19 protein-coding genes are annotated in these 12,559 nt (G+C 61.7%); 11 read left to right on the top strand and 8 right to left on the bottom strand.

What is annotated here, in order from left to right; translation table 11 throughout:
• Positions 1 to 70 precede the first annotated feature (70 nt).
• Entirely contained in the window at positions 71 to 547 is a 477-nt protein-coding gene (locus ACSQ8R_RS03280) for a hypothetical protein (protein ID WP_436252073.1), read from the top strand.
• 18 nt (positions 548 to 565) lie between these two features.
• Here the strand turns inward: ACSQ8R_RS03280 and trhA are convergent, their stop codons facing one another.
• From trhA to ACSQ8R_RS03265, 3 genes are all read right to left on the bottom strand, one after another.
• Entirely contained in the window at positions 566 to 1,231 is a 666-nt protein-coding gene (trhA, locus tag ACSQ8R_RS03275) for a PAQR family membrane homeostasis protein TrhA (RefSeq protein ID WP_436252072.1), read from the bottom strand.
• Between the two features lie 86 nt (positions 1,232 to 1,317).
• Positions 1,318 to 1,650 carry a TraR/DksA family transcriptional regulator gene (locus ACSQ8R_RS03270; protein ID WP_436252071.1) on the bottom strand — a complete coding sequence of 111 codons (333 nt, stop codon included), beginning with the start codon at positions 1,648 to 1,650 and terminating at the stop codon, positions 1,318 to 1,320.
• 14 nt (positions 1,651 to 1,664) lie between these two features.
• The gene (locus ACSQ8R_RS03265; RefSeq protein WP_436252070.1) at positions 1,665 to 2,075 is read right to left on the bottom strand and encodes a universal stress protein; all 411 of its coding nucleotides are present in this window, start codon (positions 2,073 to 2,075) and stop codon (positions 1,665 to 1,667) included.
• A gap of 197 nt (positions 2,076 to 2,272) precedes the next feature.
• On the opposite strand from ACSQ8R_RS03265, the gene ACSQ8R_RS03260 reads away from it, so the two are divergent.
• Together ACSQ8R_RS03260 and ACSQ8R_RS03255 are read left to right on the top strand one after the other, a co-directional pair.
• Entirely contained in the window at positions 2,273 to 3,136 is an 864-nt protein-coding gene (locus tag ACSQ8R_RS03260) for a VOC family protein (protein WP_436252069.1), read from the top strand.
• A 143-nt stretch (positions 3,137 to 3,279) separates the two neighbouring features.
• Entirely contained in the window at positions 3,280 to 4,386 is a 1,107-nt protein-coding gene (locus ACSQ8R_RS03255) for an AI-2E family transporter (RefSeq protein WP_436255360.1), read from the top strand.
• A 2-nt stretch (positions 4,387 to 4,388) separates the two neighbouring features.
• Here the strand turns inward: ACSQ8R_RS03255 and ACSQ8R_RS03250 are convergent, their stop codons facing one another.
• A complete protein-coding gene (locus tag ACSQ8R_RS03250; RefSeq protein WP_436252068.1) occupies positions 4,389 to 4,781 on the bottom strand; it encodes a DUF930 domain-containing protein in 393 nt (130 codons plus the stop codon).
• A gap of 116 nt (positions 4,782 to 4,897) precedes the next feature.
• Between ACSQ8R_RS03250 and ACSQ8R_RS03245 the strand changes: the two genes are divergently transcribed.
• The 6 genes from ACSQ8R_RS03245 (at position 4,898) to ACSQ8R_RS03220 (ending at position 9,056) form a co-directional block, all read left to right on the top strand.
• Positions 4,898 to 5,143, top strand: coding sequence for a hypothetical protein (locus tag ACSQ8R_RS03245; protein WP_436252067.1), 246 nt, complete (start codon positions 4,898 to 4,900; stop codon positions 5,141 to 5,143).
• Positions 5,140 to 5,265 carry a hypothetical protein gene (locus tag ACSQ8R_RS03240; protein WP_436252066.1) on the top strand — a complete coding sequence of 42 codons (126 nt, stop codon included), beginning with the start codon at positions 5,140 to 5,142 and terminating at the stop codon, positions 5,263 to 5,265. Before ACSQ8R_RS03245 ends, ACSQ8R_RS03240 begins: the two co-directional genes overlap by 4 nt.
• Before the next feature lie 82 nt (positions 5,266 to 5,347).
• The gene (locus ACSQ8R_RS03235) at positions 5,348 to 7,456 is read left to right on the top strand and encodes a S9 family peptidase (RefSeq protein WP_436252065.1); all 2,109 of its coding nucleotides are present in this window, start codon (positions 5,348 to 5,350) and stop codon (positions 7,454 to 7,456) included.
• Between the two features lie 126 nt (positions 7,457 to 7,582).
• A complete protein-coding gene (locus ACSQ8R_RS03230) occupies positions 7,583 to 8,098 on the top strand; it encodes a DUF1697 domain-containing protein (RefSeq protein WP_436252064.1) in 516 nt (171 codons plus the stop codon).
• 7 nt (positions 8,099 to 8,105) lie between these two features.
• Positions 8,106 to 8,645, top strand: coding sequence for a hypothetical protein (locus ACSQ8R_RS03225; protein WP_436252063.1), 540 nt, complete (start codon positions 8,106 to 8,108; stop codon positions 8,643 to 8,645).
• Positions 8,646 to 8,780: 135 nt separating this feature from the next.
• Positions 8,781 to 9,056: a hypothetical protein gene (locus ACSQ8R_RS03220; RefSeq protein ID WP_210011081.1), complete on the top strand. Its 276-nt coding sequence runs from the start codon at positions 8,781 to 8,783 to the stop codon at positions 9,054 to 9,056.
• 9 nt (positions 9,057 to 9,065) lie between these two features.
• On the opposite strand, the gene dmeF is transcribed toward ACSQ8R_RS03220, so the two are convergent.
• Positions 9,066 to 10,034 carry a CDF family Co(II)/Ni(II) efflux transporter DmeF gene (gene dmeF, locus ACSQ8R_RS03215; protein WP_436252062.1) on the bottom strand — a complete coding sequence of 323 codons (969 nt, stop codon included), beginning with the start codon at positions 10,032 to 10,034 and terminating at the stop codon, positions 9,066 to 9,068.
• Positions 10,035 to 10,054: 20 nt separating this feature from the next.
• Positions 10,055 to 10,327 carry a Ni(II)/Co(II)-sensing transcriptional repressor DmeR gene (gene dmeR, locus ACSQ8R_RS03210; protein ID WP_210011079.1) on the bottom strand — a complete coding sequence of 91 codons (273 nt, stop codon included), beginning with the start codon at positions 10,325 to 10,327 and terminating at the stop codon, positions 10,055 to 10,057.
• Positions 10,328 to 10,458: 131 nt separating this feature from the next.
• Between dmeR and ACSQ8R_RS03205 the strand changes: the two genes are divergently transcribed.
• Together ACSQ8R_RS03205 and ACSQ8R_RS03200 are read left to right on the top strand one after the other, a co-directional pair.
• Positions 10,459 to 11,013, top strand: coding sequence for a hypothetical protein (locus tag ACSQ8R_RS03205; RefSeq protein WP_436252061.1), 555 nt, complete (start codon positions 10,459 to 10,461; stop codon positions 11,011 to 11,013).
• 406 nt (positions 11,014 to 11,419) lie between these two features.
• Positions 11,420 to 11,833, top strand: a complete 414-nt coding sequence (locus tag ACSQ8R_RS03200; protein ID WP_436252060.1) for a MerR family transcriptional regulator — start codon at positions 11,420 to 11,422, stop codon at positions 11,831 to 11,833.
• Positions 11,834 to 11,852: 19 nt separating this feature from the next.
• On the opposite strand, the gene ACSQ8R_RS03195 is transcribed toward ACSQ8R_RS03200, so the two are convergent.
• Together ACSQ8R_RS03195 and ACSQ8R_RS03190 are read right to left on the bottom strand one after the other, a co-directional pair.
• Complete coding sequence (locus ACSQ8R_RS03195) at positions 11,853 to 12,215, bottom strand: HVO_A0114 family putative DNA-binding protein (RefSeq protein ID WP_436252059.1); 363 nt, start codon at positions 12,213 to 12,215, stop codon at positions 11,853 to 11,855.
• Positions 12,202 to 12,495, bottom strand: coding sequence for a toxin-antitoxin system TumE family protein (locus ACSQ8R_RS03190; RefSeq protein WP_046642123.1), 294 nt, complete (start codon positions 12,493 to 12,495; stop codon positions 12,202 to 12,204). The genes ACSQ8R_RS03195 and ACSQ8R_RS03190 overlap by 14 nt, the downstream gene beginning before the upstream one ends.
• Positions 12,496 to 12,559 lie beyond the last annotated feature (64 nt).

The following is a 12,559-nucleotide window of genomic DNA, read 5'->3' as shown; positions in this document are numbered from 1 at the left end:
CCGGCGAGTCCAGATTGTTGGCATGCGTCTCTTCTGATAGCCTCGCGGGGGCGAATGCGGGAGGGGCGGAATGCGGTATTTGCTGATGGTCATGGCATGGCTGATCGCCGTGCCCGCAATGTCCGCCGCCGAATGGCGGAGCTACAGCAATGCCCGATTCGGTTATCGCGTCGAGGTGCCGCCCGGCTTCAAGATGGGACGGGCGCCGGACAATGACGACGGGCGGACATTCACCGGTGCCAATGGCGACCGTATCCTCGTCTTCGGCACCAACCTTATCGACACCGCCTTCGAAGGCGAAGCCTCGAACCGCATCGTCCAGGCGATGGACGACGGCTGGCAGATTTCCTATTCGCGAGTCGAGGTGGATTGGACGAGCTATTCGGGGGCCAAGGGGAATCGTGTTCTATATGTGCGCGGCGTGCAGCTCTGCAACGAGGCGGCGGCCTTCGTGATGCTCGAATACCGCAGCCGAGACCTCAAGGCCTATGACGCGATCGTCAAGCGCATGGTCGCCAGCCTGAAACCGGTCGGCTGCGCCAGGTAGCCCCCTGGCAGGCAAGGGTCAAGAACCGCCGGAGAGGCTGAAGCAGGTCATCACCGCGCCGTAGTGGACGGCGGCGGCGGCGACCACGAAACCGTGCCAGATGGCGTTCTGGAAACGCAGCCGCTCCCAGACGTGGAAGATCACGCCGAGCGAATAGATCAGTCCGCCGATGACGATCAGCCAGATGGTGACGGCGGGCAGGTATTGCGAGATGGATCCGGCCACCATCACGCCGCTCCAGCCCATGGCGAGATAGAGCAGGATCGTCAGCTTGTCGTAACGACCGGGAAACAGGCATTTCAGCGTGATGCCGAAGATGGCGGTCGCCCAGATCGCCAGGAGCATGGCGAAGATCCAAGGGTCGTGCGCCCCGCGCTGCAGGAAGGGCGTATAGGTCGCCGCTATCAGGATGAAGATCGCCGAGTGATCGAGCCGCCGCAGCACCCATTTGGTGCGCGAGTGCGGCCAGATATTGTAGGTGAACGAGATCGACAGGCAGATGATCAGGCCGAGGCCGTAGATCCAGGCGGCGGCAATCTCGCCGTGGCTCGACCAGACGGTGGCGTAGAAGATCAGCGCGGTGGCGCCGACCAGCGCGAACACGATACCGATGCCGTGGATGATGCCATCCGCGACGATCTCGTGAAAATCGTATTTCCGCCCGAAGTTGAAGAACTCGCTCATCCGACCTTTCCATCTCCCTCACCCCAAGAATGAGCATGACAAGGACGGAAGGCAAGAGCGGGAGGATTCACATTCCGTTTCCCGCTTTAAACTTCGCCAGATACTTCGCTGGCGCAGGTCTGGCAAAGCGGCGTGTGGGGCACGACATCCAGGCGTTTCTCGGCGATCGGCTGGCCGCAGCGGGTGCAGATGCCGAACGTGCCCGCAGCGATGCGGCCCAGTGCCGCATCGATCGCCGCAAGCTCCCGCTCGCCGGTTTCGCCGAGCTCCTCCAGCACCTCGTCATTGTTGCGTTCGACGGCGCGGTCGTCGTCGTCCGGATTGCGGGGCGTGACGAAATCCTGTTCGATGCGGTTCAGGCGGTTTTCCAGCTCCGCCTTCCTCGCCCTCAGAATGCCGTCATATCTTGCGGTATCCATGGATCCGTTCCTTTTCAGCGGTCGATGAGGACCGAACAGGTGGCGTGGCGCACGACGCGGTCGGCGGTGGCGCCGATCAGATAGTTCGACAGGTCGGGAATATGCGAGGCGACGATGATGAGATCGGCGCCCTGCTCTTCCGAGGCTGCCAGGATTTCGCGGGCCGGGGAGCCCTGGCGGATCTCGATATCGGCCTCGATGCCGGCCTTCCGGCGAAGTTCGACGAGCTGCCGTTCGGCATCCTGACGGGCTGCGACGATCAGATCGACGGTCAGGTCGGAGACGAGATAAGCGGGCATGTCCTCGACCACGTTGACGATCAGGACCGTGCCGTCCCTGTCGAGCAGGTTCGATGCGGTGAGCAGGATGCGCTCGCCCTTTTCCAGGGCGGAGACATCCACCGCGACGATGATCTTCTTGTACATGCGATCTCCTTCATGCGTTTTGTTTATTGTAGCTCCGCATGTGCCGAACCGCCTTGACCAAGGTCAAGCGGCTTTCGATCGTCTACAATTTAGAGACAATCAATCGCCATTCTGCACTCTATCGTGAACGACGGGCATGGACCATATAGATGGCAACAGGGCGTTTCGAACGCCCACGCCAGATGAGGATTTTCGATATGTCCGATGTCACGTTACCCTTCGCCCTGAGCCGCCCGGCCTATGTCCGCGGTGCGCATCTGGTCGTCACTGACCTGCCGCTGGTGTCCGGCTTCTACCAGAACATCATCGGCCTCAAGGTTCTCGAAAAGAGCCCGAGCGGCGAAGTGCTGGGCGTCAACGGCCAGCCGCTGCTGACGCTGACGACCGGCCACAACGTTACCCGCGCGCCGCGCAATGCCGCCGGCCTGTTCCACACCGCCTTCCTGGTCCCCGACCGGCAGGAACTCGCCCATTGGCTTGCGCATGCGGCTCACAACAACATCAGGCTGGACGGCGCGTCCGACCACCTCGTCAGCGAGGCGATCTATCTCTCCGACCCCGAGGGCAACGGCATCGAGATCTATCGCGACCGCACGCCGCAGGAGTGGAGCTACCAGCCGGACGGCACGGTCGCCATGGCGACCGAACGCCTGAACCTGCAGGAACTCTACAACAGCGCGCCGAAGACGGCTTTCGACGGAATGGCGGACGGCACCGCCGTCGGCCACATCCACCTGCAGGTGGGCGACATCCCGCAGGCCGACGCCTTCTATCGTGACGTGCTCGGCCTGAAGATCATGGCGCGATATCCGGGCGCCAGCTTCTTTGCGACCGGCGACTACCACCACCATATCGCCGCCAATATCTGGAACAGCCGCGGCGCGCAGGCGCGCCAGGGCAACATGACGGGGCTCTCGGACTACACGGTCCGGTTCAACGAGAAGGCGGCGCTCGACAGGGCGCTGGCAGCGCTCGAGACCCAGGAGATTGCCACGACCAAAACCGCAGAAGGCTGGTCGCTGAAAGACCCGTGGGGCATAGGCCTGACGCTCGCCGCCTAAGCACCGCCCTGCCCGTTTTTGCGCGAAAGCGGCGCTCCGGAACCGGAGCGCCGCTTTCGCGTTGAGAGCGATCACGGGGACCTCTGGACATGACGATCATGAGTGCGCACGGCAACGGCAAGCTGAAGAAACACCTGACGGACATGTCGGCGCAACGCAAGGACGCGATCCTTCGCCCGGAAGATATCGAGGCGGCGGAGAACCTGCCGCTCGGGCGCGAGGCGCTCGACGTGGCCATGGCATGGGCGGTGATCGGCATTTTCGCGATCGTATTCTTCTCGCTCGTCCACTACATGTCGCTGATCCTGATCCCCGTCACGCTCGCCATCGTCGTCGGCCTGATCCTCGGTCTCGTCGCAGATCGCCTCGGCAAGGCCGGCGTGCCCCGTTTCGGCATTGCCTTCATCCTCTCGACGCTGGTCTTCGCGGTCATGTTCCTGATCATCAATTCGCTTGCCGAACCGGTCGCGACGCTGATCCAGGAAGGCCCGAGCTTCATCGAGCGGACCATCAACCGCATCAAGCCGTTCCTCGAAAGCCAGCATTGGCTGAACGTGTCCCCCGCGACATTCGAAACCGGGCCGATGTCGATGCAGTCGCTGATCGAGAATTCCGGCAACATTCTCGGCATCGTCACCGCCAACCTGACCCCGGCGATCATCCAGGGAATGATCTTCTTTGCGGCGCTGCTGCTCTTCCTCTATGGCCGGGTGCGGCTGCGGCGCACCATCATCCTCGCCTTTCCGACACGCCGGCAGCGGCTGATGGCGATCCGGGTGCTCAATTCGATCGACCAGGTGCTCGGTTATTATTTCGCGACCGCCAGCCTCCTGTATCTGGGGCTTGGCGTGGTGATGACGCTGATTGCCTATTTCGGCGGGCTTTCCATGCCGGTCCTGTGGGGGCTGTTCGCCTTCGTCTCAAGCTTCATCCCGTTCCTCGGCATCACGCTGATGACCGTTTCGGTGGCGATCGCCGGCATCCTCACCCACGACGCTCTGTTTCTCGGCCTGATCCCGGCAATTGTCTTCTTCACCGTTCATCTTGCCATGGAGAACCTGATCTTCCCGGCGATCATGGGCCGGCAATGGGAGATCAACCCCTTCATCGTCTTCATCGCCATCCTGTTCTGGACCTGGATGTGGGGCGCGGTCGGGGCGATGCTCGCCCTGCCGCTTTCCCTCATCATGATGACGGTGTTGAACGAACTTTTCCCCGACCGAAAGACCGTGCCGCACCTGCCGGGATGACCTCATTCGTAGAGGTAATACTTTTCCCACTCCTCGCGCGGGATCTTCGAGCCGATCTTGTAGTCGAAGGACATCACTTTCAGGCCCTCGTCGCCGGTCTCGCATTTGTATCTGAGCCGGTACCAGTCGCCGGCGCTGCGGAAAACCGCGCCCGGTGCGCGGATGGCATTTCCGGCCTCGATCGGATCGCCGAACGTGTAGGCAATCACCTTGTCGGGTTTGAACTCGCCCTTGTTATCCTGCTTGATGCGATCCATCGCCTCGATATCGCAGCGCTGTTCGCGCCGTTCGTCCGGGGCGAGTGCATCGAGCTGCCGGACGATGCGGGCATCGAGTGCATGCGCCGGCAGGGCCGAAAGAAGGGCCAGTGCAGCTAGTGACCAGGTTTTCATCATGTCATTTCCTATCCAATATGACTCGGACGGGCGGAAACTATGAGATGGTCACGCGATTGACCACCTACCAGAACGGGAAATAGGATGATGTGATCGGGTGGGAGTATTGGGGCTGGATGACGGACGGTGCGCTCTCGGATGCAAAGAAAGAGCAGATCAAGCTGCGGGCGACGTTTCTCAACAATATCGGGATCGGCGTCATCCTGATCGGCGTGTTCACGCCGATCGTTCGTGCGATGTACGAGCCAGCTGCCGTATCGAGGGATCTCGTTTCCATCGGCGGAACCATGGCGGTTTGCTTTTTATTCGGGGGAGCATTACATTTTGCGGGGAGTTGGATCTTACGAGGACTCAGCAAGTGACACGTGAGCAACTAATCCTGCTTCTGATGCCGGCGATTGGTTTGGCCTTCGTCGTTGCTTTCGTCTTCTGGCAGAGCTGGCGTGACGGCGTGCTTCCCAATCAGAAGCCCAGGAAGAAGTAAACTCCTCGTTCCTTCCCCGCTTGCCTCGCGCCCGGACGCCCCCTATCTCTGGCACTCCTCTTTTCCAATCCGGAGTGCTTCCTTGGCCACCTCCCGCCCATCGCCTTTCGCCAACCTTCCCGCCGCGCCCGTTGCGGCCAGGAAGCCGGTTTCCGATACCCGCCACGGCATTACCCGCACCGACGACTATGCCTGGTTCCGGGCTGACAACTGGCAGGCGATGTTCAAGGATCCGACGATCCTCGATCCGGAGATCCGCAAGCATCTCGAGGCCGAGAACGCCTATATGGAAGCGGCGATGGGCGATACGGCCAAGCTCCAGAAGGTGCTGTTTGCCGAAATGCGCGGCCGCATCAAGGAGGACGACAGTTCCGTGCCGATGAAGGACGGACCGTTCGCCTACGGCACGCTGTTCGTGACCGGCGGCGAGCAGCCGCATTATTTCCGCACCCCGCGCGACGGTGGCGAAAAGCACCTCCTGCTCGACGGGGACAAGGAAGCTGTCGGCAAGGACTATTTCCGCCTTTCCGGCATCGACCATGCGACCGACCATTCCCGCGGCATCTGGGGTTACGACGACAAGGGCTCGGAATATTTCACCCTGCGCATCCGCGACCTCGCGACGGGAGAAGATCTTGCCGACGTGATCGAGAATACCGGCGGCGGCGGGGTTTGGGCGCCCGACGGCCGGAGCTTCTTCTACACGCTGCAGGACGAGAACCATCGGCCCTCGAAAGTCTTCCACCACATCGTCGGCCAGCCGCAATCGGAAGACCGGCTGGTCTATGAGGAAGAGGATCCGGGCTTCTTCATGGGCGTCGGCGGTTCGCTGCTCGACGACTTCATCTATATCGACATTCACGACCACGAGACGTCGGAATACCGGCTGCTGTCGACCAGGGATCTCACCGCAGAGCCGGCGCTGGTCGCGGAACGCGAGGAAGGCATCGAATATTCGATGACGGAGGGCGGCGACGTCTTCTACATCCTCACCAATGACGGCGACGCGAAAGACTTCAAGATCATGCAGACGCCGGTTACGGCGCCGGGCAAAGCGAACTGGACCGAGGTCGTGCCCCACGAGCCTGGCCGGCTGATCATCAGCCACATGGCGTTCGCCCGCTATCTGCTCTGGCTGCAGCGCAAGGACGGATTGCCGCAGATCATCATCCGCGACCGGCAGACCGGCGAGGAACACGCGATCGCCTTTGCCGAAGAGGCCTATTCGCTCGGCCTGCAGGGTGCCGCCGAATATGACAGCGACGTCATCCGCTTTTCCTATTCCTCGATGACGACGCCGAGCCAGCTCTACGACTACGACATGAAGACCCGCGAGCGGGTTCTCCTGAAAACCCAGGAAGTGCCCTCCGGCCATAATCCCGACGACTACGTCACCCGCCGGGTGATGGCGCCGGCGCATGACGGCGAGCTGGTGCCGGTCTCGCTGCTCTACCGGAAGGATACGCCGCTCGACGGTTCGGCGCCCTGCCTGCTTTATGGCTATGGCGCTTATGGCATCACCATCCCGGCCGGGTTCTCGACCAACAACCTGTCGCTCGCCGATCGCGGCTTCGTTTATGCCATCGCCCATATCCGCGGCGGCAAGGACAAGGGTTTCGCCTGGTACGAAAACGGCAAGATGGAGATGAAGCAGAACACATTCAAAGACTTCATCGCCGCTGCTGACTATCTGAATCAGGAGAAGTTCACGTCCTACGCGAACATCATCGCCGAGGGCGGTTCGGCCGGCGGCATGCTGATGGGCGGCATCGCCAACATGGCGCCGGAAAAGTTCGCCGGGATCATCGCCGCCGTGCCCTTCGTCGATGTGTTGAACACCATGCTGGACGACACGCTGCCGCTCACCCCGCCGGAATGGCCGGAATGGGGCAACCCGATCGACAGCCTCGAAGAATACCAGTGGATCGCCGCCTACAGCCCTTACGACAATATCCAGGCGAAACCCTATCCGCCGATCCTCGCGATCTCCGGCCTCACCGATCCGCGCGTCACCTATTGGGAGCCGACCAAGTGGGTTGCGAAGCTCCGGGAGATGTCTCCCGAGGGCGGTCCCTACCTGCTCAAGACGAATATGGCGGCGGGCCATGGCGGCAAGTCGGGACGCTTCCAGCGGCTGGAGGAGATTGCCTTCGAATATGCGTTTGCGATCAAGGTGGCGGGGAAGATGTAAGGCGGCATGCGGAGAGGGCGTACCGTGCAGGCCCCCCTCTGGCCTGCGATGCCCTTCAATTCATGCCCGGAATGCACGTCCGGTGGAACCGGAGCATAAAATAGTGTGGCCTTTGGGAGGTGAGACATGACCGTTTACGTTGCCCTGCTCCGCGCGGTGAACGTCAGCGGCACCGCACTCCAGATGGCCGAACTGAAGTCGATCTGCGAAACCCTCGGCTTCTCGGACGTCAGGACCTATATCCAGAGCGGCAATGTGCTGTTCCGGTCAGACGAAGCGGAGGCGAAGGTCGCCGAGAAACTCGACGAGGCGCTGGGCCAAAAACTGGGCCGGAAGCCGGGCGTGATGGTGCGCTCGACCGGAGAGCTGGAGGCGATCGTCGAAAACGTCCCCTTCCCTGATGCCAAGCCGAATTTCCTGCTCGTGTATTTCCTGGCCGAGAAGCCCGCCAGGGATGCACTCGACACGATGGTGGCCCCGGATGGCGAGGAGGCCGTCGTCGCGGGACGCGAGATCTATGTCCATTATCCGATCGGCTCGGGAAAATCGAAGCTGAAGCTCGCGGCGCTGAAACCCGGCACGTCGCGCAACCTCAATACCGTGCGCAAGCTCGCCGAAATCGCCCGCGCCATGGAAGGCTGAGCGACCGATGGCGGGCATCATCATTCCGATCGTCTGCTACGCCGTGATCATCTACGTTTTAGGCGTGGCGGGCTGGTCCGTCTGGCGGCGGCGCAAGAGCAGGCAGCCCGCTTGGCCGCCCTACCCCCTGATCAATGCGAGCGAGGAGGAAATGGACCGGCGGCGGGCGGAGGTGCGCGACAGGCTCTCGCATAAGGCGCTCGGGGCCGAGCGGATGCGCCTCGTGTGGCAAAAGCTGCAGGAGGCCGGGATCGGCGAAGGGCTGATCCACGAATTCCACCGCGATTTCTGCGGCCACGGCCTGATCCGCACCGAGACCGGCGTCATCCTCTGCGACATCCAGGATGGCTTTCACCCGGGACCGGCCATTGCCACCTGGGCAAGCGAAGAAGAGTTCGCCGCATTCTTCTCCCGCCAGAGCGACTTTACCCTCAGCGGTTGGGACCCCGCCGAACCGGTCTTTTACACCCAAGACAGCTGGTACCGGCAGAACCAGCGGCTGACGCAGGCGATATTCGACCGTTTTCTCCGCGACCGGAACGGATAAGGAACGCACGAAACAGCCGTCCGCCGTCATATTTTTGTCAAGCCCCTGCCGTCAAACCGCAACATCGGCCGCAAGCCTCGCGTAAGCTTCGTGCGTTAACCATTTGTTAACCATTTTGAACGCGGGCGTTTCGCCATGAAGATCGATAGCGGCCTCAACGGCTATTATTATCCCAACCGGGCACAAGAGATGGACCGGAAAGTCGAGGAAGCGCCTCAGCGTGAAACTGTGGCATCCCAGCGGTCCCCCAATGCCTTGACGGGAAGCAGCACGCTTCTGTCGTCTTCGCTTGCCAATGCGCTCTGGGTCATGGAAATCGACGATGCAGGCTCTGCAAACGTCGACATGCAGGTCCGGTCCGCCCCGCAGGACTGGGTCGAAAACCGTTATCAGGAATTCGCCGAGTTCTAAGGCTTCCGGCTACCCCATCCTGGCGGGCGTGACTTCCACCGTGACATGCGACAGATCCCGGATGCCCCGGAGCTTATCCTTGTAGAAGGACGGCGCCTGGGGTTTTGGCGTGACCAGCGCGACGATCGCCGCATGGTGCCCCGGACCGACCTGCCAGACATGCAGGTCCGAAATCCTGTCCTCCTCCGTCTCGACGCTGCGGCGGATTTTGGCCGCCAGTTCCTCGTCATCCGGCTGCGCATCCAGCAAGACCGTCGCGGTCACGCGGATCAGCCCCCAGGACCAGCGGGCGATCACCAGGCCGCCGACCACGCCCATGACCGGATCCAGCCAGGCCCAGCCATAGGACCGGCCGAGAATGAGGGCGACGATCGCCAGGACCGAGGTCAGCGCGTCGGCCAGGACATGCAGGTAGGCGGCCCGCAGATTGTGGTCCTTGGCGGCAGCCCCGTGCGCGTGGGCCCCGTGATGGCCGTGATGATGACCACCGTCATGGGAATGGCCGCCGGCATGGGAATGATGATGATCCTCCCGGAGCAGCCAGGCGCTGAGCAGGTTGACGGCAAGCCCGACCGCGGCGACGAGGATCGCCTGGTCGAAATCGATCGCCACCGGGTTGGCGAGGCGGACAAGGCTCTCCCAGGCGATCAGCAGCGCTATCAATGCCAGCACGATGGCGCTGGCGAAACCGGCCAGATCGCCGAGCTTGCCGGTGCCGAACGTGTAACGCGGATTGCGGGCCTGGCGGCGGGCATAGAGATAGGCGAGCGCCGCGATCAGCATGGCGCCCGCATGGGTGGACATGTGCCAGCCGTCGGCGGTCAGTGCCATCGAACCGAAGAGCGAGCCGGCAATGATCTCCGCCACCATCATCGTCGCGGTCAGCGCGATCACCAGCCAGACCTTGCGCTCGTTGCGCTCGTGGTCGGCGCCCAGAAACACGTGCTCGTGCTTCAGCGCTTCGATGGGATCGGCCATGCTCTTCTCCTTCGTCTCGATCAGCGGATATAGGTGCGGAGCGCATCGGCAAGTTCATCGACCGCCTGCGCCCTCTGTTTCTCGTCATCCGCATGCAGCACGTGCTCGCGCAGATGATCCTCCATGACTTCACCGGTGAGCCCGGACAGTGCGCCACGGATCGAGGCGAGCAATTGCAGCACCTCGCCGCAGGGTGCCTCGGCCTCTAGCGCCCGCTCGACCGCCTCCATCTGCCCCTTCAGCCGGCGAACCCGCGCCAGGAGCTTTGCCTTTTCCCGAATGGTATGCGCCACCAGCGTCTCCAGGTAATATAGGGGGGTACCCTATATTGGTATTACCGACGATCCGACGCAAGTCAAATCCGAAAGCCCCATGCAGGTTTCGGGACCTAAGCCGCTAGTGGTCTCACACGGGGAGAGTCGCGATGACGACAATTGGAAGCACCAATCCTTATTATGCATCTCTTTACGGCATCCTTGGCAAGAACGGCGGCGACAAGAACGCATCGGGGGGCAATGCCAATGACTACGCGGCGCCGCGGCAGTCCGTCCCGGGCGGCATGACCGGCAGCGATACGGTGTTCGGCGCAAAGCTGGCGGACAGCCTCTGGTCCATGGAAAGCCAGGGCGTCGAGGTCGATCAGGGCGCCGGTGACACCTGGCTTGGCGAGGCGCCATCGACCAGATACGAGGACGAGTTCATGGATCTCGCCAAGAAGACCTTGGCCGAGCGTATCCGCGAACAGTATCTCAAGGACAAGGATCTTACCGAGGACGATCTCAAGGCCATGTCGGCAGAAGACCGCGAGGCGATCGAGGCGGATATCCGCAAGGCGATCCTCGAAGCCATGGGCGTCAACGGCCAGAAGCAGGAAGCCGCGATGGACATGGGCGGCAACCCCGCGGCACTGGCACAGGGCGACGCGCAGAAACGGCCATTGCAGGACGGCACCAAGGACGATCCGCTGTTCTCCCTGTAAAGGTCCTGCGAGTTCAGGAAGCCATCGGGCGGCTGCGGCCCTGTCAATCAGGACCGCGGCCGTTTGCATCAGGGCGATGGCCGACATTTTCGTCGGTGATCATCGCGGACAATTCCTCGTTCCCATGCGGTTCGGGCTCCCATTGCGGCCGTGACCGCTGCAACATCTCCATCGCCAGGATCAGCCACATGCCGGCCACCGTGGCGACCAACGCCCAGAATAATCGAAGGATATCCCGTAAAACTCCGTCGCACCTGGCGTGGCAATGGCTGCAGCATCCGTTCATGGCGTCACCTCTTCGTTTGCTCCGGCCCGCTTGTCGTTCGTCCGGCCCGACTTGTCTTCCTGCCGGTGACCGACTAGATAATTCCTCCAGTAACTAGAGCTTCAAGAGGAATTTTCAGCCATGCTGTCGATCGGCGATCTTTCGAAACGTACCGGCGTCAAGGTGCCGACCATCCGCTATTACGAGCAGATGGGCCTGATCGAAGCGGCCGAACGGTCTGAGGGCAACCAGCGGCGTTACGAGAGGCACGATCTCGAGCGGCTCGCCTTCGTCCGCCATGCCCGCGACCTCGGCCTCGACATCCCGGCAATCCGCGAACTGATCGCGCTCAGCCAGCATCCCGACCTACCTTGCGCCAATGCCGACAAGATAGCCGCCGACCATCTGATCGCCGTGCGTGAAAAGATCGAAAAGCTGAAAAAGCTGGAACACGAACTCGAACGGATCATCTCACACTGCGACGGCCATTCGATCGAGGATTGTTATGTGATCCGGGCGCTTTCGGACCACGGGCTGTGCGAGGGGGAGCATTGAGGGTGCCGGCCCGGTGGCTTCAGGCTGCGGCTTCGATGTCGAATTCGAAGTGGATGCGATCATAGGGAAATACGATCCCACCGCCCTCGGCCTTATCGATCACACCACTGACAAGCAACATGTCCACGTCGCCGTAAACACCTTTGAAATCCCGGCCCACCCGGCGGGCAACCTCGCGAATGCTCAAAGGCCCCTGCCCGGTCATCGCTTGCACAATTTCTAGACGTTTGGGCGCCAGAACACGATGAAGCATTTCCCAGGACGGGAAGGACAATACGCTTGTTGCAGACCGATGTTCACCGGCCTCTACCGCCTTAACGGCCTCTGAAACCGACCTCATGGACTGTTCGAGAGTCTCGATCTTCACTCTAAGCATTGTCATGCAGCCATCCTCTCACATCAGCGGTGAAATCGGCCAAAAGCTGGTCGATATCTTTGAAAAAATATGCCGTTTCCAATGCGCCGAAATGCCTGTGATCGCCTTTGCCGGCCTCGTTGTCATATCGCAACACGCACTCGCCTCCGGCCACCAGCGCCATGCTGTATTTGAACTTGTGAGCGCTTCCGCGTAGCGAAGCCGGCACCCGCCAGACCACGATTTCCACGAACACGCCTTCACGCAGATAGCTACGCGTCTTCTGAACCAGTGTCGCTTTGGCCATCGGCGGCCCCGTGATGCCTGATGTAATATACCCCATCACGAGCAATCGGCAAGATGGAAGGCGG

It is taken from the genome of Neorhizobium sp. LjRoot104, assembly GCF_964253725.1.
Taxonomy (GTDB): Bacteria; Pseudomonadota; Alphaproteobacteria; order Rhizobiales; family Rhizobiaceae; genus Neorhizobium.
The sequence above is the reverse complement of the archived record's forward strand: the minus strand, read 5'-3'. Positions and strand labels throughout refer to the sequence as shown.